The following is a 23,093-nucleotide window of genomic DNA, read 5'->3' on the forward strand; positions in this document are numbered from 1 at the left end:
GGGTAAGGAAGCCGGAGGACGTCACCTCGGAAGAGACGCCCAGGCCGAACCCAGCAGGGCTCACCATCTCCCAATCATCTCCGTTGCTTCAGGCCGGCCTTGTTCGGCGCTCACATGAAAACGAGCGGCCCGCTACTTTCCGTGCCTTGGTTGCGCGCACGAAAAAGGGGCCGTGCCCCCCGACACGGCCCCCCGCACTGGGTAAGTTTCCCCCCGGTGCTTATTTCGGCGGCATGCGGATCGCGCCGTCGAGGCGGATGCACTGGCCGTTGAAGTAGGTGTTACGCGAGAGTTCCATCACAAGGCTGGCGAACTCTTCCGGCTTGCCGAGGCGGCGCGGGAAGGGGACGGCCTTGCCGAGACCTTCGAAGACTTCCGGTGCCATTTCCTTGACGCGCAGCATCGGCGGCGTGGCGAATGTGCCGGGCATGATCGCGTTGACGCGGATGCCCAGGTCCATGAGGTCGCGCGCCATCGGCAGGACCATGGCGTTCACCGCGCCCTTGCCGCCGCCGTAGGCGACCTGGCCGATCTGGCCGTCCTGCGCCGCGGCGGAGGACGTCAGGATGATGCAGCCGCGCTCCATGTCGTCGTTGAGCGGATCGGCATTAGCCATGCCCAGCGCCGCGATCGATGCGACGCGGTAGCTGGCGGTGAAGATGCCTTCCGCCGACTTGGCGATCTGCTCGGTCGCGGTGCGCTTGTAGCAGTTGTTCTTCTTGTCCCACGAGACGGTCTTGCCGCCGCCGGCGACGACGGCGCAGTGGACGACGATGCGTTCCTGGCCGTGGGCCTCGCGGGCCTTGGCGAAACCGGCCTCGACGCTTTCCTCGTCCATGATGTTGACGTTGCAGAACACGCCGCCGATTTCAGCTGCGAAGGCCTCACCCGCTTCTTCGCTGATGTCGAAGATGGCGACCTTGACGCCAGCGTCCGCGAGCGCTTGGGCGCTGGCGCGGCCGAGGCCCGAGGCACCGCCGGTGACGATGGCGGCGAGGGTATTGTCGATCTTCACTGGTAAGTCTCCCGGATCTGTCGAATCGAATTGGGCGCTTGGCTAGCCTAATCGGCACGCCGATGTCGAAAAGCAGATGCTTGCACAGTGCAAGTATCGCCGGAGCGAGCGTCTGTGCAACGCGCTGTTCCGAGACGGCAATCGCGCTTGCACCGATTGACGATGGGCTTGCGCCTACGGGCAGGCAAGCCTTGGATGCTGCGCCGAAACAGCACGGCATTGCCAAGACACACGGGCGGCACGCGTCCGGCGTTGTGCCGTGAGATGGAGAGAATGATGGCTGAAGGTGACGTGACTCTGGATACCAGCGATGTCGACAAGTGGGTCGGCAAGCCGATTATCTTCGCGGAATTCTGGGACCCCTGCAACGCAACCGACATTCGCCGTTGGGTGCAGGCGATGGACTATGCCAACCCGCTGCACTGGGATGAGAATTTCGCGCGCAACTCGAAGTTCGGCGGCATCGTCGCGCCGCAGAGCTTCACGGTCGCCATGGATTACGGCCACGGCTGCCACCCCTCGTGCGTGGGCAAGATCCCCGGATCGCACCTCATCTTCGCGGGTGAGGAATGGTGGTTCTACGGCACGCCCGTCCGCCCCGGCGACAAGCTGACGCAGGAGCGTTCCTTCGCCGGCTACAAGCTCTCCGACACGGCCTTTGCCGGACCGACGATGTTTGCGGATGGCGATACCGTGCACCGCAACCAGCACGGTTCGCTCGTCGCCAAGGAGCGCGCGACCTCCATCCGTTACCTCGTCGACGAGGCGGCCAAGCGGAAGGTCTACGACAAGGAGAACCGTGCGCCCAAGCTCTGGACCAAGGAAGAACTGGACGAAGTTGCCAAGCTGCGCCTCGAATGGATCAAGTCGGGCCGCGATGGCATTTCGCCGCGCTTCGCGGACGTGAAGGTGGGCGACAAGCTGCCGCGCCGCGTGATCGGCCCGCACAGCCGCGTGACTTTCGCGCTGGAATGCCGCGCGCACCGTCAGAATATCTGGGGCACCTGGCGCTGGAACGTGCCTGAAGGCGTCCACGACCCGGCGACCGAGGACGCCGGATTCGGCGAGGACATGACCTACGACTTCGAGGCTCGCAAGATCGACCCGCGCCACGGCGACGGCCTGTTCCACGGCCCGTCCTCCGGCCACATCAATGCCGAGAAGGGCGAGAAGGTCGGCATGGGCGGCGTCTATGGCTACGGCTCGTCGATGAATGCCTGGCACGTCGATACCATCGCCTACTGGGCGGGTCACGACGGCTACATCTGGCACTCCAAGACCCAGTTCCGCAGCCCCGCGTTCGAGGGCGACGTCACCTATGTCGATTGCGAAGTGATCGACAAGAAGGAGACTTCAGAATTCGGCATGCCGGTGGTTGTCGTCCAGTCGAAGATGACGACGCAGGACGGCTCGACGATCCTCAAGGGCACGGCAACGGTTTCGTTGCCTGTCTGACAGGTGTGAACGGCGGGGCCTGATGCCTCGCCGTTCAGCCGCATCTCGCCAATGCGAAAGGGAGAGCGCATGGCCGACCGCGAGGACATTATCGAAGTGCTGAACCTCTACGGGTTCGCCATGGATACCCGCCGCTGGGACCTGTTCGACCGGATTTTTACGGCCGATTGCGATGTCGACTACGGTCCGACATCGAGTTGGCAGGATCGTGAGCAGTTCAAGACCGACTTCGGCACCTTTCACGAGCTGTTCGACGCGACCCAGCACGTGATGACCAATCATCTGGTGCAGGTCGATGGCGATACGGCTGCGGCCCATACTTATGGAAGCTGGCGCCTGATTCGCCACGCGGCCGGCGATCCGCCCGTCTGGGACGGTAGCGGATACTACGACGACCAGTTTGTGCGGACCCCGGAAGGCTGGCGAGTGGCAAAGCGGACCTGTCGAGTCGTTTTCTGGACGGGCAACCCCAAGGTCCAGACGCCGATAGAGGATATGGTCTTCCAGCTTGACCTCGTGGCGCTTCACACGGAAGCTCGGGAAGAAAGGCTCGAATTTCTGAAAGTGATCACCTGATGGCCAAGCAGCGCGACGCGATCCGCATGTCCGAAGACGAGATCGCCGCGTTTCTGGACAGCCAGAGGAACCTGCAGGTCGCCACCATAGGCAAGGACGGGGCGCCGCACCTCACGACGGTATGGTACGTCGTGCACGATGGGCGAATCCTGTTCGAAACCTATGGAAAGTCTCAGAAAATCGTGAATCTCAAGCGCGATCCGCGTCTCGCGGTGCTGGTTGAGGATGGCGATACCTACGACAGCTTGCGCGGCGTTTCGATCAACGGAACGGCAGAGATCGTCGAGGATCAGCCGCGCCGCGGTGAGCTGATGCAAGTGCTGTTGGGACACCATTTTCCGGATCTCGAACCCGGGCAATTGCGCCTCATGAGTGAGCGCATGGCGGAAAAACGCGTGGTGGTGGCGGTGTTGCCGGAACAAACTGTGTCGTGGGACCATTCAAAATTGAACGGAAGTGGCCCATAAGGGCGGTGTTCCGGGATACCGGTGCAACTGACTTTTAACTGCACACATGTCAAACGGCTGCCATGGTCGCTAAATTCGCTGGTATTGGAGAGACGCTCGAGAAGCGCTCCGACAATGCCATTACAGCTGTAACAGGGTATTTCCTGCTCGCGAGCGGGACGATCCTGCTCACCAGCAACGGAACGAACCACGCGACGATGTGGCCGGCCGATGCGCTGATCCTGGCGCTTCTGCTAAAGAATGACCGGGCGAGCTGGCCAGCCGTGCTGATGGCCGGCTGGATGGCCAACTTGCTGGCCAATGCCGTGACGCGCGACTGGGCGCCGGGCCTGATCGTCTATGGCGGCATAAACATGGGCCAGACGCTGCTTGCGGCGATGCTGATCTGTCGGACCGGGCGATGCGACAACCTCCTTGCCGATATCGGTACAGTTCTGCGGTTCGTGCTCTACGCGGGCGTTATCGCGCCTTTGCTGGGGGCGCTTACGGGCACGCTTGCGACCGCTTTGATCTTTGGCGAGCCGGTTCTGTCGTCGTTCGTGCGCTGGTACATCAGCAACGCGCTGGGGTTTCTCATCCTCACGCCGTTTCTGATGGCGCTGTTCGACGGCAGTTATGTCCGGTGCTTCAAGGAACGCACTCCTGCCAGTCGGCTTGAAGTCATTGGCCTGCATGCGCTGCATATTGCCCTGACGGGAACGGTCTTTGCCCAAAACGTCGTGCCGATGCTGTTCCTGCCGGTTTCGACGGCGTTGATACTCGCCTTCAGGCTCGGCCGGCTGGGCGTGATCGTCGGTACACTTGCCATCGCCATTATCGGGGCCGCTGCCACCTACATGGGGCATGGGCCGGTTTCCCTCGTTCGCGGCGGCGTGGAAGTCCAGGAATTCGTTTTCCAGTTCTACATCGCGGTAGTCCTGGCAACGACGCTTCCGGTGGCAGCGACCGTTTCCTCGCGGGCGGAAGCGCTGAAGAACCTCGCCGAGCGCGAAGAGGCTCTGCGCCTGATGATGGCGCATTCTCCGGATGGTATCCTCAGCTTCGATGCTACAGGCGTCTGCCGGTGGGCCGACGGGCCGCTGGCGGCCTATCTCGGTGTCGATGCCGGCGCGATGATCGGCAAACCCTTGGATGCCCTGGCTTTGCGCGCGCCGGGGCTGGCTTCGCGGATTATCGAACGCAAGGATGCGCTGAGCGATACGCCCACGATTTTCGAATTTTCGCCCGTCCTGCGCCCGCACCTGACGCTGGAGGCATCTCTCGCGGCGCCCCAGCAGAATGGATCAGCGGTGGGTACCGTCGTGACGCTGCGCGATGTCACCAAACGCAAGGCGAAAGAGGTCGCCATGCGTTCGAAAGTCCATGGCGACGATCTTACCGGGCTGCTCAATCGCGCGGGCTTCCGCAAGAAGTTGCGCACGGCTCTGCTGGACGAGGGGCGTCCCGCCACGTTGGCGCTCGTCGATGTCGATTGCTTCAGGTCGATCAACGAGACTTATGGGCATGGCGTAGGAGACACCGTTTTGGCGGAGATCGCAAAGCGGCTGCAAGCGGCCACGCGCGCCGATGACATCGTCGCCCGAATGGGAGGTGACGAGTTCGCCATCCTGCTTCGCTGCGATCTCGAGACGGCTATGAGGGTATGTCAGCGCATGGTCGAGGCCGTGCGGGAAACGTCGGTGGTGAACGACGGGGTGGTTTCCGTGCTGGCGTCGATCAGCTGCGGTATTGCTGCCTATGGCGGCAACATGGACCGTGACGATGTGTTCGATGCCGCCGATGCCGCGCTTCAGGAAGCAAAGCGGCGTGGCCGTGGCGGTGTGCGCGTAGCGGCCTAGTCAGCCCGTTTCAGGTCATGTCCGGGGTCCAGACCATCACCCGGTTCCTTCCGCCAGCCTTGGCCGCATAGAGCGCCCTGTCTGCCCGGTGGATCGTCTCTTCGACGGTAATGGCCGGATCGAGCATGGTCAGCCCGGCCGAGACGGTAACGTGAAAAGGCGGCAGGTTCGCGAACTCGAAAATCTGGGCGGCAAAGTGGGCCAGCAGGCGTTCGAGGAGCACCGTTCCCTTGTCGAGGTCGGCGCCGGGGGCGCAGATCAGGAATTCCTCACCGCCATAGCGGAACAACCTGTCGTTCGATCGCAGGTCCGAGATCGCAAGCGCTGCAAAAGTGCTGAGAACCTTGTCCCCTGCGAGGTGGCCGTAATCGTCGTTGACGGCCTTGAATTTGTCGATGTCGAGCATGGCGAGCGCGCAGGAATGAACGTCGCGCTTCACCAACTCGCGCTCTTCGCGCAGTTTGGGCAGCATGCTGGTGCGGTTTTCCGCGCCGGTAAGCGGGTCGATGTTGCGGAGCGCATCTTCCAGCTCATGTTTCATGGTCTGTGCTTCGAGCCGCATGCGCTTGGTGGCGGCCATGAAGCGCTCGTAGTCTTCAAGCGAAGGCGCATCGCAATGGGCAGAACGGCGCAGCAGCTCAGCTGCGAGTTGGTGCATCCGTCTGTGCTCTACCGCGATTTCGGCAAAGCCAGGGTGATGCTGCAGAGTCGCGGCTCCGGGGCCATAATACCATTGGCCGAACCGGCAGTGTTTGTGCGCTTCTGGATCGACGTCCCGCTCGTCGAACGGCAAGCGGCAAATGAGCGTCTGGTTGATCGCTTCGGACCATTGGTCGTGGTTGAAAAGCGCCTGCTCCAATTGCGCCAATGCCACCGACATCAATTTGGCATCCATGCACCCTGATCCTGACGTAGCGGTGTGTCGCTTCTCATCTCTGCCTTCGCTGGTTTGCCTAACATACCGTCAAATGGTTCCCATTTCCTTGCCGGTTCCGGGAAACCGCTCACGGTCTCATAGTCCTTGGCTGCCTTGTCCGTGGCGATAATTGTGTACGAATAGGCGGCAACTGAGGACTTTGGGGTGGAAGAGAGTGCTTGTCCGGGCAGTCGCCATGCCCGAAGCCCAAGGATCAAGGAACGGTGGAATGACCGTTTGAACCATGGTGGGAGAGAGGAAATGACCGATCGGCGTTATCGGGTCGCGCAGTGGGGCACCGGCAATGTTGGCATGCGGGCACTGGCCGCGATAATCGAGCATCCCGCAATGGACCTGGCGGCGCTGCGGGTGTTCTCGGCGGAAAAGGTCGGCCAGGATGCCGGTACGCTTTGCGGGAAGGCGCCGCTGGGTGTACCGGCGGCGGGCGATATCGACGCGGTGATCGCTGCATCGCCGGACTGCGCGGTCTACATGCCAAATCAGGCGAATATCGATGATATGTGCGCCCTACTGGAGGCGGGCATCAGCATCGCCACCGCCTGCGTCGGATTCAATCATCGCGACTCCATTCCGCGGGACGACCGCGTGCGGCTGGAAGATGCTTGCGCCAAGGGCCGCTCCTCGCTCTATGCGACGGGATCGAGCCCCGGCTGGATTACCGAGCTTGTGCCTCTCGCCATGCTCAACATGCAGCGCCGGCTCGATCGCTACATCATCACCGACTATGCCGACATGGCCTCGCGCGACTCCCATGACATGCTGGTGAACCGCCTGGGCTTCGGAACGGATCCGGCCAGTCGCCCGGTCGATCGACCTTTGGGCACGGCCACAAGCACGCCGCCGACCTTTCATGCGCTCGCGGATGCGATCGGCCTGTCCCTCGACGACGTGACGACCACCATCGAATATGCGCTTGCGAGCACCCCGGCGGATATCGCGATCGGCAGGATCGACGCGGGCACGATCGGAGCGATCCGGATGGCGGTGCGGGGGTGGCGCGGTGGGGAGGAAATCCTTACGCGCTATTCGCTATGGTATGTGACCCGGGATACCGACCCCGCGTGGGAGTACCGGGATTCCGGCTGGCGGGTGCAGGTGAAGGGGGATACCTCGCTGGACATCGCCATCGGTTTCGACGTCTCGTCGGAGGATTACCCGGCCTATTCCCCTGGCCTTACCGCGCATCCGGTGATCAATGCCGTGCCCTATGTCTGCGATGCGCCGCCGGGAATTCTGGAGACGGCCGACCTGCCGATGCTGGCGCCGAACCTTACGCGCTGAGGCTCAGGAGCCCTTCCATACCGGCGGGCGCTTCTCGACGAAGGCACGGATGCCTTCCCAGCCGTCTTCCGATCCCATCCAGCGGCCGAAGGCGGGATGCTCTTCCTGGTGCGTAATGGCGTCGGCAAGGCCGGGCTGGTCGAGGCTCCATTCGGCAAGCGCTTTGGTCGCCCGGATAGCCAGCGGGGCATTGGCGAGTATCTGGTTGCAGACGGCTTCGACCGTCGCCTCGAGATCGTCCGGCGCGGCCATCCGGCTGACGACGCCCATGGCAAAGGCATCCTCGGCGCTGATCGGTTCCCCGGTCAGGAGCGGCAGCATCGCGCGCTTCATGCCGACTTGCCGGACGAGGCGGTGGATGCCCCCGGCCAGCGCAATCATGCCGCGCCGCGGTTCGGGCAGGCCAAAACTCGCGCGCGTGGAGGCCAGAATAAGATCGCAGGCAAGGGCCAGTTCGAAGCCGCCGCCAAGGCACAGGCCATCGACCACGGCAATCACCGGCTTGTCGAGATCATACCTCTCGGCAAGGCCCGCATAGCCCTTGTCGGCATAAGGCATCCCGCGTTCCGGATCGAAGGCCGCCAGATCGCTGCCGACGCAGAACGCCCGGTCGCTGGCGCTGCGCAGGATGCAAAGCTGAAGTGCGGGATCGGCTGCGAAGCCTTCGAAGGCTTCGTGCAACGCCGTGTGCATTTCCGAGGTTATGGCATTGAGCTTTGCCGGCCGGTTCAACGTGATCGTGATCACGCTGCCGCACGTTTCCACCAGCACATCCTCGGCCGCCATAACCTCACCCCCGAATCCTGTTTGACACTTGTCTAGTGTCGTCGAGGGGTTTTGTGCAATCCCGTCAGGGCTGCCGAACAAGCATTCTTGCGGGCGCAGGCATGGGCCTGCGTCCGCTCGACTACCTGAGATGCACCGAACGGCGGGCTGTCAGCCCAGTGCCTTTTCCTTTTCGGCGTAGAGCCGTTCGAGTTCGGCGCGGCTCTTCTTTTCCGCGGCGGTCTTGAGCTGGCCGCAGGCGGCATCGATGTCGCGCCCGCGCGGGGTGCGCACAGGAGCGGAAATGCCTGCCTCGAAAACGATGTTGGAGAAGGACCTGATCCGCTCGGGCGTGGAGCAGTCGTAGGCCGCGCCCGGCCAGGGGTTGAACGGGATCAGGTTGACCTTGGCTGGAAGCTTGTAGTGCTTGATCAGCCTGACCAGTTCGCGCGCGTCTTCGTCGCTGTCGTTCTTGTCCTTCAGCATCACGTATTCGAAGGTGATGCGTCGGGCATTGCTGGCGCCCTTGTAGTCTGCGCAGGCCTGCAGCAGTTCCTCGATGCCGTACTTCTTGTTGATCGGCACGATTTCGTCGCGCACCTCCTTGGTCACCGCATGGAGCGAGACCGCGAGGTTGACGCCGATTTCCTCGGCGCAGCGCTCCATCTGAGGGACCACGCCCGACGTGGACAGGGTGATGCGGCGCTTTGAGAGGGCGAGGCCGTCACCGTCCATCACCAGCTTGAGCGCATCGCGCACGTTGTCGAAATTGTAGAGCGGCTCGCCCATGCCCATCATCACGATGTTGGTGAGAAGGCGGCCGTCTGCGGAGTAGCCCCCGTCCTCATCGACCAAATCGTCATCGAGCGCGGCAAGGTCCGCCTGACCGGACTTGGGCCACTCGCCCAGAGAGTCGCGTGCCAGCATGACCTGCCCGACGATCTCCCCCGCCGTCAGGTTGCGCACCAGCCGCATGGTGCCGGTGTGGCAGAAGCGGCAGTTGAGCGTGCAGCCGACCTGCGAGGAAACGCACAGCGTGCCGCGGTCCGCATCGGGGATGAAGACCATCTCGAAATCGTGCCCGTCGGCCGTGCGCAGCAGCCACTTGCGGGTGCCGTCGGTGGAATGTTGCCCCTCGACCACCTCCGGGCGGCCGATCACGAAACGTTCGGCGAGCCAGGGGCGCATGGTCTTGGCGATGTCGGTCATCGCCGCGAAATCGGTCACGCCGCGGTGGTAGAGCCAGTGGAACACCTGCTTGGCGCGCAGCTTGGCGGCCTTGGCATCGAGCCCGGCCACTTCGAACAGCTCGGCAATGCGCTTCTTGGGCAGACCGATAAGGTCGACGCGGCCATCCTCACGCGGGGTTACGTCGCGCGGGACGGGCACGGGGTCGATGTGCCCCGGGATCTGCATGAGTTTCGTGTCTGACATGATTGGCGACCATATAGGGTAAGCCGGGCCATTTCGGAAGGGCGCACGATTGTTACGCGCGATGCGGGCACGCGATAACATCTCTCGACGAGTTTCGGTTCCTACGGTCCGGCGTGGGCTGGCTGCGCTTCATCGCAAGGGTGTGACATAAAAACATCAATGATTTCGTTATGTTAGGTTAATGAAACTCCTGTCGGCCCTGGAGCATTCCATCGGTCCAAGCGGGTATGACCCGTTTCTGGATTAAGATTGGAGTAAATCATGAAGAAGATCCTTGTCAGTCTCGCCGCCGGTAGCGCTCTCGCTGCAGTTCCGGCCATGGCACAGGATGCCGGCCCGGCTCAGGCGTTCGACGGCTTTCACGTAGAGGGCCTTGCCGGTTACGATATCACCAAGGCCGGCAGCAGTGTCGACGACGATTCCAACATCGACAACGACCAGTCGATCGACGGCGCCCTGTTCGGCGTCGGTGCCGGGTACGATTACCGGATGGGCAATGTCGTAATCGGCCCCGAAGCCGAAGTGACCTGGTCGACCGCGAAGACCGAGTTCACGAATGGCGATTTCGAAGGCTTCGGAGTCGGTAACGTCAAGACCAACCGCGACCTCTATGTTGGCGCGCGCGTCGGTTACGTGGTGTCGCCAAGGACCATGGTTTACGCGAAGGGCGGCTATACCAACGCCAAATTCGACGTTCGCAATGGTGACGGCTCGGTGGAAACCAACACCGACATCGATGCCGACGGCTGGCGGATCGGCGCCGGTGTGGAGCAGGCGGTGAGCAACAACGTCTTCGCCAAGCTCGAATACCGCTATTCGAACTACGAGAAGGGCGAACTGGACTATCGGGGCGACATTCCCGACGGCCAGCGTTTCGACCTCGATCTCGACCGGCACCAGATCGTGGCCGGTGTGGGCGTGCGGTTCTGATCAAACCCATGCCGGAATAAGGGAAGGGCGGGGCCGCAAGGCCTCGCCCTTTTCGTTTCAACGCAGCTGGGCGCATCCGATAGCGGCCGCGTCCATGGCCGATGCCGCGCCTGCCAGTTGCCAGGTGTTGGAGAACCGGCGCCCGCTGGAATCGCGCGAATAGATGGTCATGCGGGTTGCCGAGCGCATGGCCGCGACGATGGCGGCGTTGTCGCTGTCGTCCTTGGGCCAGGCATCACCGCCGCCGCCTGTCAGTTCGATGCGCTCGCTGCCTATCCGCAGGACCATCGGCGCACCGTCTGCCATCTTGCGCGAGAGGCGGAAATGCACCTGATTGCGCGCGGAACGCTTCGGCCATGTGCCGATGGCGGCATAGGGCTGATAATCGCGGTGAAGCGCGCTCGGCGCGGCCATGGCAATCGCATAGCAACGCGGCACCAGCGGGTCGCGAAAGGCCCCCCAGTCGCCGTAAAGGCCAAGGCTGTCGCGAGCCTGCGCTACGCCGGCAAAGGCGCTGAACATCGAGGCGGCGGCCAAGGCCAGAAATTTCGGGTGTCTGCTCACGCGGGGCTCATGGCATGAATTGATGCAGCCGCAAACGCTTCAGGAGATTTTCGCCGAAATCGCGGCAACACCGGCTTCGACTCCGGCTGCGAAGTCACCTTCTTTGAACCTGGGCAGCATGTCGTCTGCGATCACCTGACCGCAAAAGGCATTGGTCAGCGTCTTTTCAAGGCCGTATCCCACGGCGATGCGCACCTTGCGTTCATTCGGCGCGACAAGGATGATCACGCCATCATCGTGCTCTTTCCGGCCAATGCCCCAGCGGTTGCCCAGCTTTTGCGCGTAGTCGGAGATTTCCTCTCCATTGAGTGAGGGCGTGGTCGCCAAGACCATCTGGTGGCCTGTCTGTTGCTCCAGCGCTTCGAGTTTCCTCGCCAGCCGCGTCTCGACATCGGGTGCGAGAATCCCTGCGGCGTCGGTTACACGGCCCTGAACACGGAGTTCCTCACCGGCGGCCTGTGTAGCGGAATCGCTGTGAAGTGCAGCCTCAGCGGGAGGCGCGCAGCTCCGCTGCCGCAGCCTCCACCCGCAAGCAGCAGAGACAAGGAAACAAGGACAATGCGGGCCGGCGGCTTCATCCTGCCGACTTGCCCGCAGTGCCCTTACTTCGTCAACGCAGCTTTTCAGGCGATTTCGCGTTCGGCTTCGCCGACTTTCTTGCCGTCCTCGAAATAGCCGAGGCCATAGTCGCCCTTGATCGTCGTGCGCAGGGTCTGGCGCTCGTACTTGGCATCGCAGCCTTCGACGGCATGGAGCATGCGGTGGTTGTCCCAGATCACCATGTCGGTGGGCTTCCACTCGTGCCAGTAGGCGCTGGTGCCGCTGCCCATGCGGTTGATCTCGTGGGCGACGTCGTCGAGCAGGCGGTCGCCGTCCGGGTCTTCGTGGCCTTCGAGGCCAATGGCCATCCATGGGCCGTAGTGCAGGACCTTCTCACCGGTTTCGCGCGTCCAGATCGCGGGATGCATGGCGCGCGGGAACTTGGCGGCTTCCTTGAGCAGTTGCGGCGTAGTCGCATACTCGGTCAGCGGCGTGAAATTCACGCCGAACTTCATGGTCGAGAGGCGGGTGTCGAGCGTGTAGATCACGTTCTTGCCTTCGAGCGCATCGCGCAGGTCTTTGGGGAACTGGCGATAGAGTTCGATCCCGTCCATGAACCCGGTGCGGCCGCCGACCGGCGCATTGATCGGCGCGCGCAGCACGCCGGCATAGTTCAGCTCATCGTTGTAGCAGTGATCGAAATGCCAGGGCGAGAAACGGGCGATCACCTCGCCGTTCATCTCGACGAGGCCTTCCCCCTTGGCCACATCGTCGCTGGGCCGATAGTGCATGTCGATCACACCTTCGGCGTGGTCTCCGGTTTCCTCGTCGCGCGGGGTCGTCGTGGTCGGGTGATCCTTGAGCGGGCCGAAGACCTTGCTGAGTTCCACCTGCATCTTGGCGCTCGGTTCGACGTCGCGGAACACGATCATACCGCGGTCCACGAAGAGGTCGCGCAACTGCTGGCGGACCTTCTCGTCGGCGAGCGCCTCGTAGTCTAGCCCCTCTACGGCGGCGCCGAAGCTGAGATTCTCGTCCAGTTTCTTAACGGTAAGTCCGGCCATTTTCATCATCCCGTCCACAAAGCGGATGGATCCTTCCGGCCTGTCCGGCGGTCCAGCCTGCGATCAATACTAAGCACGCTCAGCATATTGCCACTGCCGCCGGGTCCCGACCAAGCGAAAAGTTTGGAACAGGGGCATATCCTTGTTGCGTTGCAGCGCGGCACACCGCACACTCGGCTTGCTTGCGGAGGAGAGGGACCGGCCCGGCCGAAAGGCGGGTCAGGCTTCCGGGGGCATATATGGCGGGGCGTTACGAATTCGTCGTTATCGGTAGCGGGCCTTCGGGCCGGCGCGCGGCCATTCAGGCTGCGAAACTGGGCAAGTCCGTCCTCGTCATCGAGGGGCGGATGAAAGTGGGCGGGGTGTCGGTCCATACCGGCACGATCCCGTCGAAGACCCTGCGCGAGACCGCGCTGAACCTTTCCGGCTGGCGCGAGCGCGGGTTCTATGGCCGCTCGTACCGGGTGAAGAAGGAGATCGGCAGCGAGGATCTGTCGATCCGGCTGGGCAAGACGCTCGACTACGAAGTCGACGTGCTCGAGCACCAGTTCCTGCGCAATGGCGTGGCGACCATGGCCGGCTTCGCGCGCTTCCTCGATCCCCATCGGCTGGTGGTGACCTCGCCCGACGGCAGCGAGCTGATCGTGGAGGGTGAGCGCTTCCTGATCGCGGTAGGGACTGTACCCTTCCATCCCGACAACATCGATTTCACCGACCCCGAGATCATGGACAGCGATCAGGTTGTCGACGTTCCCCGCTTGCCGCGCTCGCTTACGGTCGTCGGCGCGGGCGTGATCGGCATCGAATACGCCACGATCTTCTCGGCGCTGGATGTGGCCGTGACGGTCATCGAGCCGCGCAGCAGCTTTCTCGATTTCGTGGATCGCGAGATTATCGACGAATTCGTCCACCAGCTTCGGGATCGCGGGGTCACCTTCCGTCTCGGCGTGCCGGTCGAGACGGTTGAGCGGGGCAGCGACGGGCGGGTGGTGACCATGCTCAAGGACGGGCGCGTCGTGCGCACGGAAATGCTGCTCTACTGCGCGGGACGCATGGGCGCGACGGCGGACCTTGGACTGGACAAGTGCGGGCTCACCACCGATGCGCGCGGCCGGCTCTCGATCAATCCCGAGACCTACCAGACCGAAGTCGAACACATCTATGCGGCCGGCGATGTGATCGGGTTTCCCAGCCTTGCTTCCACGTCGATGGAACAAGGCCGCATCGCCGCTTGCCATGCCTTTGGCCTGCCCTTGCCGCCAGCGCCAGCGTTCTTTCCCTACGGCATCTATGCCGTGCCCGAGATATCGACCGTGGGCATGAGCGAGCAGGAAGTGCGCGAGCGGGGGATCAACTACGAAACCGGCATTGCCCGGTTCCGGGAAACCTCGCGCGGGCACATCATGGGGCTGGAGCAGGGGCTGATGAAGATGATCTTCTCGAACAAGACCCGCCGCTTGCTGGGGGTCCACATCATCGGCGAGGGCGCGACCGAGCTGATCCATATCGGGCAGGCCGTTCTGAACCTGAAAGGCACGATCGACTACTTCATCGAGAACACGTTCAACTACCCGACGCTGGCCGAAGCCTACAAGATCGCCGCGCTCGATGCCTGGAACCGCATGGCGCGCTGAACGCGGCATTTGCAGGGAAGGGGAACCGGCACCGGCACCGGCACCAGACACGAACTGAGGGCAACGCCTTGCGGCGGCGTCTGGTTGCAAGATGCGGCGCTCGTGATGGGCGTGCGGCGGGCGTTAAACCTGACCTCCCCGGTGCCGTTGTGCGATAACAGAAAGGCTGGCGATGAACCCAAATCCCACTGCTGCAATGACCAAGGTTCCGGCGGTGACGCTCGGTTTCTGGATCATCAAGATACTGGCTACCACGTTGGGAGAAACTGGCGGCGACACCCTGTCGATGACCTACGACATGGGGTATCTGGTCAGCACGGCCATCTTCGTCGTGCCCCTGCTTGCACTGGTGGCGGCCCAGATCCGTGCAAAGGAATATCGCCCCTTCCTGTACTGGGCGACCATTGTCGCCTCGACCACCGCGGGCACGACCATGGCCGACTTCGCGACGCGTTCGCTGGGCATCGGCTATCCGGGCGGCGCCTTGTTGCTCGCAGCATGCGTGGCGGCTTCGCTGGCGGCGTGGAAGGCCGTGCTCGGTTCGGTCTCGGTGGAAACGGTGGCGACGACGCGGTCAGAGGTGTTCTACTGGCTGACGATCACGTTTTCGCAGACGCTCGGCACGGCGGTGGGCGACTGGGCCGCCGACGACGGCGGTTTCGGCTATCTGGGCGGCGCCTTGCTGTTCGGTGGCCTCCTGCTCGTCTTGGTCGTGCTGTGGAAGACCAGCCGCGTGAGCACGGTGCTCCTGTTCTGGAGCGCCTTCATCCTGACCCGTCCGCTCGGTGCGACGGTCGGTGATTTCCTCGACAAACCGTTGTCGCACGGCGGGCTCGACCTTAGCCGACCTATGGCATCGATTACGCTATGCGCAGTGATGATCGTGCTGATCGTTGTTCTGCCGCAGCGTGCAGGGCGCCATGTCTCGGCGGCCTAAGCGGCAAAGCCCCTTGCCCTGAACGCAGGCAAGGGGCCCTTCTTCCGTCAGCCGAGCTCCTGCGGCTCGCCGGTACCCATGTAGCGGGCGAGATTGCGGTGCAGGCTGATCACCGCGCCTTCCGCCTTGGGATTGGGAATGTTGCCGGCATAACCGCCCATCTTCATGCCCTGCTGGACCGCAGCCATGTTGGAGAAGTCCTGCAGCAACACATGCGGGAAGGCGGAAGGATCCGCATATTCCCACTGCGTTTCGGGCGCTTCCCCGTCGGGGTACAATTCGTAGACCGCCACCTCGAAGATGCACTTGTCCGGGTCGTAACCGCAGGGACGCGCCTGGTAGCAGAGCATGTTGTTGACCGCGTGGCCGATCTGCTGGTTCGGGAAGATCTGCCAGGCCGTGCCGCTCGCCGCGACATGAGCGGCGTCCACCTCGGGCCAGATCACGCCGCGCTCGGCATCGATCTGGCGTGAGGTTTCGAGCCAGTACTTGAGCACGTCGGTTGCCGAAGTGCCCTCGGGCAGTTCCTCGGGCAGACGCTGCGCGACGTCGACGAGCGTCTGGGTCGTATTGGTGTTCACGCCTTCCCAGGTGTATTTCTGCATCTGCGCGGTGGTAACGCGCGGATCACCCGCGCCAAGGCGGAGCTTGGAGGCGTTTTCCTTGGGCCCGTCGCCCGTGTCGTAGCCGATGTGGCTGTGCTTGCCCTGCTGGCGGCCCCAGCCCACGAAGTCGCCGAATTCGGTGAATTCGGGGTGCGTTCCGGGGACATGATAGGTTTCGTCGAAAGCTTCGAGCGCGACCTTCCAGTTGCAGTCGAAGATCGTCCACTTGCGCCAGCGCGGGCGCATGTCCTGAAGCTGGAACGGGTCGAGCATAGTCGCAGCCGGTTCCAGATAGGCGCGCAGCGGCTCGGCTTCGGGATCGAGGTTGATCCATACGAACCCGCCCCAGGTGTCGATCTGCACTTCGCCGAGGCGCGTCACGTCCTCGCAGAGCTTCGGCCCCCAATCTTCCCTGGACTGGATGTAGCTGCACGATCCGTCGATCTCGAACGTCCAGGCGTGGAAGCCGCAAACGAAGTTGTTGCGGCGGCCATGGGCATTGCGCTCGCCCTTGGGCGTATCGACGAGGCGCCGGCCGCGGTGGGTGCAGACGTTGCGGTAGGCCTTGATCTTGCCTTCGGCGCCGTTGGCGGCTTCGCCTTCGGCAACGCGCACGATAAGGACCGAGTCGTCGAGAATCTCGTAGGTGATGTAGCTGCCGACCTCGGGCAGGTCCTCGACACGGCCGGCCTGGAGCCAGCAATTGCGCCACAGCTTGTCGCGCTCGGCGCGGGCATAATCTTCTGAAATATAGGCTTCTACCGGGATAACGACCGGTTCGGGGGTCGTGTCGGTGGCCGCTTCGACCTTGCTCAGTTCGTTCATCGTTCCGCTCCCGTGCGATGTCGCAGAGTGCCGCTAATCAACAGCACTGTTCACTGAGAGCGGTTTACTCCGGTGTCGGCATTCAGAACTTTGATCGAACGCAAAGCTGTCAACTGTTCGGATATTCGATCGCCACCACTTCCCATTCCCTTTCGCCGGAAGGAAGCCGCACGGTCCTGAGGTCGCCGATGGTGGCGCCGCGCAATGCACGGGCGAGGGGCGCGCTCCAGCCGATGCGGCCGGCGGAGGCATCCTGTTCGTCGTCGCCGACGAGGGTCACGGTCATGCGCTCGTCGTCCTCGTCGGCCAGTTCGACCGTGGCGCCGAAGAACACCTTGCCGCGCTCCTCCTGCCGCGCCGGATCGACCACGCGAAGCTTCTTCATCCGCCGCGCGAGGTGCGCCAGTTCACGGTCGATCTCGCGCATGCGCTTGCGGCCGTAGATGTAGTCGCCGTTTTCAGAGCGGTCGCCATTGCCCGCCGCCCATGAGACGATCTCGACGATTTCCGGGCGCTCCGTGCCCAGCAGATGATCGTAGCGGGCGCGCAGCGCGGCCATGCCGGCTGGGGTAATCGGGGGACCTGCAGGTGTCATGGGCATGCCATTAGGGCAGGGCGGCGGCGGACGCCAAGCATCCGCACGCCGCTATCCTCAGCCCGGCGTTCGCTTGCCGGGCATGAGGCGGGTCAGCTTGTTCGGGCCGCGATAGCTTGAATTCTGCGGGTAGATTTCTTCATAGACCACGGCGTTTTCCAGCACGCGCTGAACGTAGTTCTTGGTCTCGTAGATCGGGATGCGCTCAAGCCAGTCGATCCAGTCGACGGCGCCGGTGCGCGGATCGCCGTTGGCGCGCAGCCACTTGTTCACGTTGCCGGGCCCGGCGTTGTAGGCGGCGACGGCAAGCGGGGTGGCGCCGCCGTAATAGTCCATCATCCGGCCGAAATAGCCGTCGCCCAGACGGATATTGTAGGTCGCGTCGTTGGTCAGTTCCGAAAGACTGTAGCCCAGGCCCATCTTGCCCGCCTGTTCGCGTGCCGTCCCCGGCATGAGCTGCATGAGGCCGCGCGCGCCGGCGTGGCTCAGCGCGTTCTGCGCGAACTGGCTTTCCTGCCGGGTGAGCGCGTGGACCATGGTCCAGTTCGTGCCCGGGGGATTCGGGATTAGCGGATAAGAGATCTCGCCGAACTCGCCGAAGCCGTCGGCATGGGCGCTCTGGCCGAGGATGACGGCCAGATCGCGGCGGCCGATTTTCTGCGCCAGTTCGGCAACCAGCACGTGATCGGCCTCCGTCTCGGCCTGATCGGCAATCTCGCGGAAGAACTGCACGGCCGTGCGCCAGTCGCCGTCACGCGACACATCGCGCACCGCATCAACGATCGGCCGCGCCATGAAGGCCTTGCGCTCTTCACGGGTGGGAACAGCCTTGGGCTGCGTGTCGAGATCGGGCAGCGGGCGGCCAAGACGCTCGAGAGAGAGCTGGCCGTAGAAATAGTGCGGATACTGCGCCGCCATTTCGAAATAGCGGTTCGCCCCGGCGGTATCGCCCGCCTTGGCGAGCGCGCGCCCGGCCCAATAGAAGCCCTTCGACCGGGTGCCCGGTGTCTGGGCGGCAGCGCCGTAGCGATAGAACAGCGGCGCGGCGCGGCGCGGGTCGTTGAGGTCCCATAAGGCCTCGGTGCCGCCTAGCCAGACCAGCGAGGTGTAGTCGTCGCGCAGACGGTACGATCCCTGGCTGATGTCGGTGCCCGGCGCGAAGGCATCGTCGATCGAACTGGCGATCTTCACGGCGCTTTCCGAGCCGGCGCCACGTGCGGCAGTGAGCAGCTCCTTCACCCACTTTTCCGGTTCGGGAACGGGTTCGCTGAGCAGCGGGCGGTTGGTCAGCATGTTGATCTCGGCTGGCAGATTGCCCGAGCGGCGCGCCTGAACGGCACGGCTGTAGACATAGCCGGGATCGGAGGCGATGTTCGAGGGCAGCGAAAGGCCGAGGCTGCCCGGCGCGGAGCCCTGCAGCAGCGCGAGCCGCTCCATGAACACGTTGCGTTTGCCGCTCGAAACGAAGGAAATCTGACGTTCTGCCTGCTGGGTCTCGCCTTGCCAGAGCAGCGCGTTCATGCGGGCATCGTGGTCCGCCGGCGTCAGCACGTCGCGATAGAGCGAGAACAGTGTGGCTTCGGCATTGGGGGTGAGGCTGCCGGCGCGCCATGCTGCGACGGCCTTGTCGCGCGCGTCGAATCGGCGCACCGAAGCCAGCGCGGTAGCGTAGCGTCCAGCCGCCTCGCTGGTCAGCGGCGAATAGCGATCGAAGAACGCGATGACGGTCGAAGGATCAGGCGATTCGTCGAGCAGCGCTTTCTCGGCGAACTCGCGAATCTGCTCTTCCCGGGGATAGCCCGGATAGGTCAGCAGGAAGCTGGCATAGGCGGAAAAGCCCATGCGGCTGTTGCCGACAAGCTGCGACCAGCGGTCCACCGACTGGTGCACGGAAAGGTCGTGCGCCTGCATCGAACGGGCGCGGGCAACGTCCCATTCATGGCCGTCTTCGCCCATCGCGGGCGTCCCGAAACCGAGCAGAGAAACCGTCAGAAGCAGGGGGGAAGCGCGCAACATACTGGACATTGTGGAAGAAGGCTCCTTATCAGGCGCTGAACGCACTGGCTTGGGCGGTTGGAGGAGATCTCCGCCGGGGTCGGATAATTGAACGTCAGCAGAGGTAAAGTCCATGTTCTCGGGGTCCATTCCGGCGCTTGTCACACCGTTTCGCGATGGCGCTTTCGACGAGCAGGCATTTCGTCGTCTCGTCGACTGGCAAATTGAATGCGGCTCCTCGGCCCTTGTTCCCTGCGGTACCACGGGCGAGAATTCCACGCTTTCCAATGCCGAACACCATCGTGTGATCGAAGTCTGCATCGAACAGGCCGCGGGCCGCGTGCCGGTGATCGCCGGCTGCGGCAGCAACGATACGACGAACGCGCTTCTCCACATGAATTTTTCGAAGAAGTCGGGAGCGGCTGCGGCACTGGTTGTTGCACCCTATTACAACAAGCCGAGCCAGGAAGGGTTGCTGGCCCATTTCTCCTATCTCGCCGAACACAATGACCTGCCGATCATTCTCTACAACGTCCCCGGCCGGACGGTCACCGACTTGCAGCCGGAAACCGTGTGCGAACTGGCGCGCCGTTTCCCCGAGACCTTCATCGGCATCAAGGACGCCAGCGGCGATCTCGCCCGCGTGACGGATCACCGCACGGGCATCGGCAAGGACTTCTGCCAGCTCTCGGGCGAAGATGAGCTTGCGCTGCCGTACAACGCGGCCGGGGGAAAGGGCTGTATCTCGGTGACGGCGAACGTGGCGCCCAAGCTGTGCGCCGAATTTCAGGCCGCCTGCGCAGCCAACGATCTGCTGCTCGCGCGCGAGCTCAACGACAAGCTCTATCCGCTGCACTACGCCATGTTCGAGGACAGCTCGCCGGGCCCGTGCAAGTACGCGCTCGCGCAGGTTCACGACTGGATCGAGAACGAACTGCGCCTGCCGCTCGTTCCCTGCAACGAGGCGGCCCGCAAGGCCGTCGACGAAGCGCTGGTGCACGCCGGCCTGCTCTAAGCCATTCTGCCCGGCGGATCACTCCGCCGGGTTGTACTTTTGCACGAAAGCAATCGTGGCGCTGAGCAGTTCCTTGCGTGTTTCCGCGCGGGAGAGCCAGTGGTCCTCTTGCTTGAGCTTCACCAGTTCGTAGGGCTTGCCGGCATCCTTAAGCGCGTCGGCCATGGCGCTGCTCTGGCGGAAGGGTACGACCGTATCGTCCTTGCCATGGATCAGCAGGATAGGTGCATCGGCTTCGTCCGCATGCTTGCGCGGTGAGACCTCGTCGAAGTGCTTGGGATCGCCCAGTTCTTCGAGCCAGGACTTCTTGACCATCCTCGAGCGTCCGCTCTCGTAGAGCTCGGTGTCCATCAGCATGTCGAGGTCCGCGACCGGTGCGACGGCAACAGCGCAGCGGTAGAGACCATGCTGCAGCGTGACTCCCGCGAGGGCAGCATAACCGCCATAACTCCCCCCGACGATGCAGGCCCGCTTGGGATCGGCGATGCCGCGCTTCACCAGTTCGGCAAGACCGTCGGAGATGTCGGTCTGCATCTTGCGCCCCCATTGCCCGTAGCTCGCATTGCGAAGTGCGTCGCCGCGTCCCGTGGAACCACGGAAGTTGGGCTGGAAGACGGCATAACCGCGTGAGGCGAAGGCTTGCGCCCACCAATCGAAGCCGACTTCGTCCGCGGAATGGGGGCCGCCATGGGGTAGAAGGATGATCGGCAAGTCCTTCGCTTCCCGCCCCGGCGGCAGGGTCAGGACACCGTCGAGTTCCAGTCCGTCTGCCGCTGTATATTCGACGCTGGAGACCGGTCCCACGTCCTGGCCCCAGATGTCCGGACGTTCATTGCCGATCGGATCAGCGCGGCGGTTGGCCACGTCGACGAAGAACCATGTGCCGCTGTCGCCGTTGCCGTCGGTGCGCAGGATTACCCGTTCGAAGCCCTTGGTCCAGTTCATCAGGCGAACGTTCACCTTCGGGAAGGCCCGGAAAATCTTGTCGATCGCTGCCTGCGATGCCGGATCGAACATCACTGTCGCGCCGCTCTTGTCGTCCTTGCGATAGCCGAGGAGCCGCCCGGTCTCGCTGTCGATATAGAGCCGCTCGATCGGTATGTCGGGCAGGAATTCGGTAGGGGTGCCTCCGGCCAGCGGCACTTCGAACCAGCGGTCTACCTCGTTCTCGTCCCGGATGCCGTAGATCACTGTCGTATTGTCTTTTCCGAATGAGATCAGGCGGACGTCACCGGTCGGGTCGACACCGCGGGCCAGTTCGCTGTTTGCGGCGTTGTCCAGCGTCCACTTGCCGTTTTGCTCATCGATATCGAGAATCGCCGCCACGTTGCCGGCGGCATCGATCAGCCAGTCGCGATAGTGGCCTTCCCCCGGAGCGCGGGAAATCTGGCGCGCTTTGTTTTTTGGAAGCTCCACCGCGTAAAGCGTGGTTCGGCCGTGACGAAACGTGGCGGTGTTGCTGGTCTGGACATCGAGAGCGATGCCTCCGAAGTAGCCGATCGTCTCGCCGTTGATGTGGCGTATTCCGTAGGCCCCGCGCGTTGTGTCGGCAATATCGCGCCGGCTTGAGAAGACGAGTTCCGGCTTTTGCCCGGTGTCTAGGCTCACGATGATCGTGCCCGTGAGCTCGTACTTGGATGCGGTGAAGGTGGGGCCGAGCGAGATCGTCGCGCTGTTGGTGACGAGTATCGTGGAATTGTCCGCCCAGTCGACACCGCGCACCTTGGTCGTTCCGGCAGAGGAATTGACCAGAACCTTGCCCTCGTCGGTGATGACGATGAGTCGTTGTTCCCCCTTTATGCTGCGGATCGCCGCGAACTTGGAGCCATCGGGCGAGATGGCGATATCCTCAACAGTCGGAAGGTCGCCGTAGGCTTCCAGCGGGATCGGCTTCTCGCTTTTGGCCGGCAGTGCGGCTGGCGCGCAAGCCACAGCAATAGCGAGCGCAGACAACGCCGGACGCAGCACATCGGAAAACCGCATAATCCCCCACATTTCAAACCCCTGTTACGAATGACTTTCGTCTGGAGCATGGAAAAATGGCAAGTGTTTTACGGTCGATTACAGCGAATTAATCGAGGCCTGCCGGGCGAGGTTCGGATCAGGGCAAACGGTTGCCTTGTCCTTCGCTGTCGTGAACACTGTTCTGTAAATACGAATCATCTTTGGGAGAGTGTTATGACGAGCCAGGCAAGTGCCGCCACTTGGACCGACCGCGAGGCCGTGACCGGCGAATATGCGAAGAAGGTTCTCGCCTATACCGATTGCATCAAGCGCACCGTTGAAAAAGCCAAGGAGCCCGGCTTCGCCGAATCCGGCTGGGACGAGCTGGCTGCCATGCTCGATACGGACAAGTTCCGCCGCGTCGGCAACGACAAGGCGGGAATGGGCTGGGACGTCTATCGCGGTCTGCTGATGATGTGGGGCACGACCACCGACTTCTGGGCCGAGTTTCATCGAATCAGCGAAGTTGGCAACCGTGTCTACCTTGAGCTGACCGAGCACAATCACCCGCGCGGGGGCGACGAGACGGTGGTGAATTCCTGCACCGTCTACCAGTTCGACGATGCCGGAAAGCTGGTGCATCTGGACATTTATCTGCAGCACGAATGACGCATACC

21 protein-coding genes are annotated in these 23,093 nt (G+C 63.0%); 10 read left to right on the plus strand and 11 right to left on the minus strand.

Features of this window, described 5'->3' with window-relative positions; genetic code table 11:
* Positions 1 to 220: 220 nt before the first annotated feature.
* Positions 221 to 1,015, minus strand: a complete 795-nt coding sequence (locus IEX64_RS07170) for an SDR family oxidoreductase (protein ID WP_188818980.1) — start codon at positions 1,013 to 1,015, stop codon at positions 221 to 223.
* A 276-nt stretch (positions 1,016 to 1,291) separates the two neighbouring features.
* Here IEX64_RS07170 and IEX64_RS07175 point away from each other — a divergent pair, with 276 nt between their 5' ends.
* The 4 genes from IEX64_RS07175 (at position 1,292) to IEX64_RS07190 (ending at position 5,351) form a co-directional block, all read left to right on the plus strand.
* Complete coding sequence (locus IEX64_RS07175) at positions 1,292 to 2,470, plus strand: FAS1-like dehydratase domain-containing protein (protein WP_188818981.1); 1,179 nt, start codon at positions 1,292 to 1,294, stop codon at positions 2,468 to 2,470.
* A gap of 69 nt (positions 2,471 to 2,539) precedes the next feature.
* The gene (locus tag IEX64_RS07180) at positions 2,540 to 3,046 is read left to right on the plus strand and encodes a nuclear transport factor 2 family protein (RefSeq protein ID WP_188818982.1); all 507 of its coding nucleotides are present in this window, start codon (positions 2,540 to 2,542) and stop codon (positions 3,044 to 3,046) included.
* Positions 3,046 to 3,513: a pyridoxamine 5'-phosphate oxidase family protein gene (locus tag IEX64_RS07185; protein WP_229710136.1), complete on the plus strand. Its 468-nt coding sequence runs from the start codon at positions 3,046 to 3,048 to the stop codon at positions 3,511 to 3,513. Before IEX64_RS07180 ends, IEX64_RS07185 begins: the two co-directional genes overlap by 1 nt.
* A 62-nt stretch (positions 3,514 to 3,575) precedes the next feature.
* Positions 3,576 to 5,351, plus strand: a complete 1,776-nt coding sequence (locus IEX64_RS07190; RefSeq protein WP_188818983.1) for a diguanylate cyclase domain-containing protein — start codon at positions 3,576 to 3,578, stop codon at positions 5,349 to 5,351.
* Between the two features lie 10 nt (positions 5,352 to 5,361).
* Here the strand turns inward: IEX64_RS07190 and IEX64_RS07195 are convergent, their stop codons facing one another.
* Positions 5,362 to 6,246, minus strand: coding sequence for a diguanylate cyclase (locus IEX64_RS07195; protein ID WP_188818984.1), 885 nt, complete (start codon positions 6,244 to 6,246; stop codon positions 5,362 to 5,364).
* A gap of 282 nt (positions 6,247 to 6,528) precedes the next feature.
* Here IEX64_RS07195 and IEX64_RS07200 point away from each other — a divergent pair, with 282 nt between their 5' ends.
* Positions 6,529 to 7,569: an NAD(P)H-dependent amine dehydrogenase family protein gene (locus tag IEX64_RS07200; protein ID WP_188818985.1), complete on the plus strand. Its 1,041-nt coding sequence runs from the start codon at positions 6,529 to 6,531 to the stop codon at positions 7,567 to 7,569.
* Between the two features lie 3 nt (positions 7,570 to 7,572).
* Here the strand turns inward: IEX64_RS07200 and IEX64_RS07205 are convergent, their stop codons facing one another.
* Complete coding sequence (locus IEX64_RS07205) at positions 7,573 to 8,355, minus strand: enoyl-CoA hydratase-related protein (protein ID WP_188818986.1); 783 nt, start codon at positions 8,353 to 8,355, stop codon at positions 7,573 to 7,575.
* Between the two features lie 150 nt (positions 8,356 to 8,505).
* The gene (rlmN, locus tag IEX64_RS07210) at positions 8,506 to 9,768 is read right to left on the minus strand and encodes a dual-specificity RNA methyltransferase RlmN (protein ID WP_188818987.1); all 1,263 of its coding nucleotides are present in this window, start codon (positions 9,766 to 9,768) and stop codon (positions 8,506 to 8,508) included.
* Positions 9,769 to 10,029: 261 nt separating this feature from the next.
* Between rlmN and IEX64_RS07215 the strand changes: the two genes are divergently transcribed.
* Positions 10,030 to 10,698, plus strand: coding sequence for an outer membrane protein (locus IEX64_RS07215; protein WP_188818988.1), 669 nt, complete (start codon positions 10,030 to 10,032; stop codon positions 10,696 to 10,698).
* 57 nt (positions 10,699 to 10,755) lie between these two features.
* Here IEX64_RS07215 and IEX64_RS07220 read toward each other — a convergent pair whose 3' ends face one another.
* Genes IEX64_RS07220 through IEX64_RS07230 form a run of 3 tightly spaced genes read right to left on the minus strand, consistent with a single transcriptional unit; the run spans position 10,756 to position 12,866 of the window.
* Complete coding sequence (locus IEX64_RS07220; RefSeq protein WP_373290131.1) at positions 10,756 to 11,262, minus strand: hypothetical protein; 507 nt, start codon at positions 11,260 to 11,262, stop codon at positions 10,756 to 10,758.
* Between the two features lie 39 nt (positions 11,263 to 11,301).
* Positions 11,302 to 12,000, minus strand: coding sequence for a TPM domain-containing protein (locus IEX64_RS07225; protein WP_229710150.1), 699 nt, complete (start codon positions 11,998 to 12,000; stop codon positions 11,302 to 11,304).
* Entirely contained in the window at positions 11,886 to 12,866 is a 981-nt protein-coding gene (locus IEX64_RS07230; protein ID WP_188818989.1) for a TauD/TfdA dioxygenase family protein, read from the minus strand. Before IEX64_RS07230 ends, IEX64_RS07225 begins: the two co-directional genes overlap by 115 nt.
* 239 nt (positions 12,867 to 13,105) lie before the next feature.
* On the opposite strand from IEX64_RS07230, the gene sthA reads away from it, so the two are divergent.
* Together sthA and IEX64_RS07240 are read left to right on the plus strand one after the other, a co-directional pair.
* Complete coding sequence (sthA, locus tag IEX64_RS07235) at positions 13,106 to 14,500, plus strand: Si-specific NAD(P)(+) transhydrogenase (protein ID WP_188818990.1); 1,395 nt, start codon at positions 13,106 to 13,108, stop codon at positions 14,498 to 14,500.
* 172 nt (positions 14,501 to 14,672) lie between these two features.
* Complete coding sequence (locus IEX64_RS07240; protein ID WP_188818991.1) at positions 14,673 to 15,437, plus strand: COG4705 family protein; 765 nt, start codon at positions 14,673 to 14,675, stop codon at positions 15,435 to 15,437.
* Between the two features lie 47 nt (positions 15,438 to 15,484).
* Here IEX64_RS07240 and IEX64_RS07245 read toward each other — a convergent pair whose 3' ends face one another.
* The 3 genes from IEX64_RS07245 to IEX64_RS07255 all read right to left on the minus strand — a co-directional run bounded on the left by IEX64_RS07245 (position 15,485) and on the right by IEX64_RS07255 (position 19,487).
* Entirely contained in the window at positions 15,485 to 16,867 is a 1,383-nt protein-coding gene (locus IEX64_RS07245; RefSeq protein WP_188818992.1) for an aromatic ring-hydroxylating oxygenase subunit alpha, read from the minus strand.
* A gap of 109 nt (positions 16,868 to 16,976) precedes the next feature.
* Positions 16,977 to 17,462, minus strand: a complete 486-nt coding sequence (greB, locus tag IEX64_RS07250) for a transcription elongation factor GreB (protein ID WP_188818993.1) — start codon at positions 17,460 to 17,462, stop codon at positions 16,977 to 16,979.
* 57 nt (positions 17,463 to 17,519) lie between these two features.
* Positions 17,520 to 19,487: a lytic transglycosylase domain-containing protein gene (locus IEX64_RS07255; protein ID WP_188818994.1), complete on the minus strand. Its 1,968-nt coding sequence runs from the start codon at positions 19,485 to 19,487 to the stop codon at positions 17,520 to 17,522.
* A 103-nt stretch (positions 19,488 to 19,590) separates the two neighbouring features.
* Between IEX64_RS07255 and dapA the strand changes: the two genes are divergently transcribed.
* Entirely contained in the window at positions 19,591 to 20,472 is an 882-nt protein-coding gene (gene dapA / locus IEX64_RS07260) for a 4-hydroxy-tetrahydrodipicolinate synthase (protein WP_188818995.1), read from the plus strand.
* A gap of 18 nt (positions 20,473 to 20,490) precedes the next feature.
* Here dapA and IEX64_RS07265 read toward each other — a convergent pair whose 3' ends face one another.
* A complete protein-coding gene (locus IEX64_RS07265; RefSeq protein WP_229710137.1) occupies positions 20,491 to 22,467 on the minus strand; it encodes an alpha/beta hydrolase family protein in 1,977 nt (658 codons plus the stop codon).
* Between the two features lie 183 nt (positions 22,468 to 22,650).
* Between IEX64_RS07265 and IEX64_RS07270 the strand changes: the two genes are divergently transcribed.
* The gene (locus tag IEX64_RS07270; RefSeq protein ID WP_188818996.1) at positions 22,651 to 23,085 is read left to right on the plus strand and encodes a nuclear transport factor 2 family protein; all 435 of its coding nucleotides are present in this window, start codon (positions 22,651 to 22,653) and stop codon (positions 23,083 to 23,085) included.
* Positions 23,086 to 23,093 lie beyond the last annotated feature (8 nt).

The sequence above is a fragment of the Novosphingobium indicum genome (assembly GCF_014645195.1).
Classification (GTDB): domain Bacteria; phylum Pseudomonadota; class Alphaproteobacteria; order Sphingomonadales; family Sphingomonadaceae; genus Novosphingobium; species Novosphingobium indicum.

Bases quoted from the DNA above. Each gene is read 5' to 3' on its own strand.
- IEX64_RS07180 (WP_188818982.1), top strand. From the start codon at position 2,540: ATGGCCGACCGCGAGGACATTATCGAAGTGCTGAACCTCTACGGGTTC.
- IEX64_RS07255 (WP_188818994.1), bottom strand. From the start codon at position 19,487: ATGTCCAGTATGTTGCGCGCTTCCCCCCTGCTTCTGACGGTTTCTCTG.
- IEX64_RS07230 (WP_188818989.1), bottom strand. From the start codon at position 12,866: ATGGCCGGACTTACCGTTAAGAAACTGGACGAGAATCTCAGCTTCGGC.
- greB (WP_188818993.1), bottom strand. From the start codon at position 17,462: ATGACACCTGCAGGTCCCCCGATTACCCCAGCCGGCATGGCCGCGCTG.
- IEX64_RS07265 (WP_229710137.1), bottom strand. From the start codon at position 22,467: ATGTGGGGGATTATGCGGTTTTCCGATGTGCTGCGTCCGGCGTTGTCT.
- IEX64_RS07190 (WP_188818983.1), top strand. From the start codon at position 3,576: ATGGTCGCTAAATTCGCTGGTATTGGAGAGACGCTCGAGAAGCGCTCC.
- IEX64_RS07205 (WP_188818986.1), bottom strand. From the start codon at position 8,355: ATGGCGGCCGAGGATGTGCTGGTGGAAACGTGCGGCAGCGTGATCACG.
- IEX64_RS07195 (WP_188818984.1), bottom strand. From the start codon at position 6,246: ATGGATGCCAAATTGATGTCGGTGGCATTGGCGCAATTGGAGCAGGCG.
- IEX64_RS07270 (WP_188818996.1), top strand. From the start codon at position 22,651: ATGACGAGCCAGGCAAGTGCCGCCACTTGGACCGACCGCGAGGCCGTG.
- rlmN (WP_188818987.1), bottom strand. From the start codon at position 9,768: ATGTCAGACACGAAACTCATGCAGATCCCGGGGCACATCGACCCCGTG.
- IEX64_RS07185 (WP_229710136.1), top strand. From the start codon at position 3,046: ATGGCCAAGCAGCGCGACGCGATCCGCATGTCCGAAGACGAGATCGCC.
- IEX64_RS07200 (WP_188818985.1), top strand. From the start codon at position 6,529: ATGACCGATCGGCGTTATCGGGTCGCGCAGTGGGGCACCGGCAATGTT.
- IEX64_RS07175 (WP_188818981.1), top strand. From the start codon at position 1,292: ATGGCTGAAGGTGACGTGACTCTGGATACCAGCGATGTCGACAAGTGG.
- IEX64_RS07245 (WP_188818992.1), bottom strand. From the start codon at position 16,867: ATGAACGAACTGAGCAAGGTCGAAGCGGCCACCGACACGACCCCCGAA.
- IEX64_RS07240 (WP_188818991.1), top strand. From the start codon at position 14,673: ATGAACCCAAATCCCACTGCTGCAATGACCAAGGTTCCGGCGGTGACG.
- sthA (WP_188818990.1), top strand. From the start codon at position 13,106: ATGGCGGGGCGTTACGAATTCGTCGTTATCGGTAGCGGGCCTTCGGGC.
- IEX64_RS07215 (WP_188818988.1), top strand. From the start codon at position 10,030: ATGAAGAAGATCCTTGTCAGTCTCGCCGCCGGTAGCGCTCTCGCTGCA.
- dapA (WP_188818995.1), top strand. From the start codon at position 19,591: ATGTTCTCGGGGTCCATTCCGGCGCTTGTCACACCGTTTCGCGATGGC.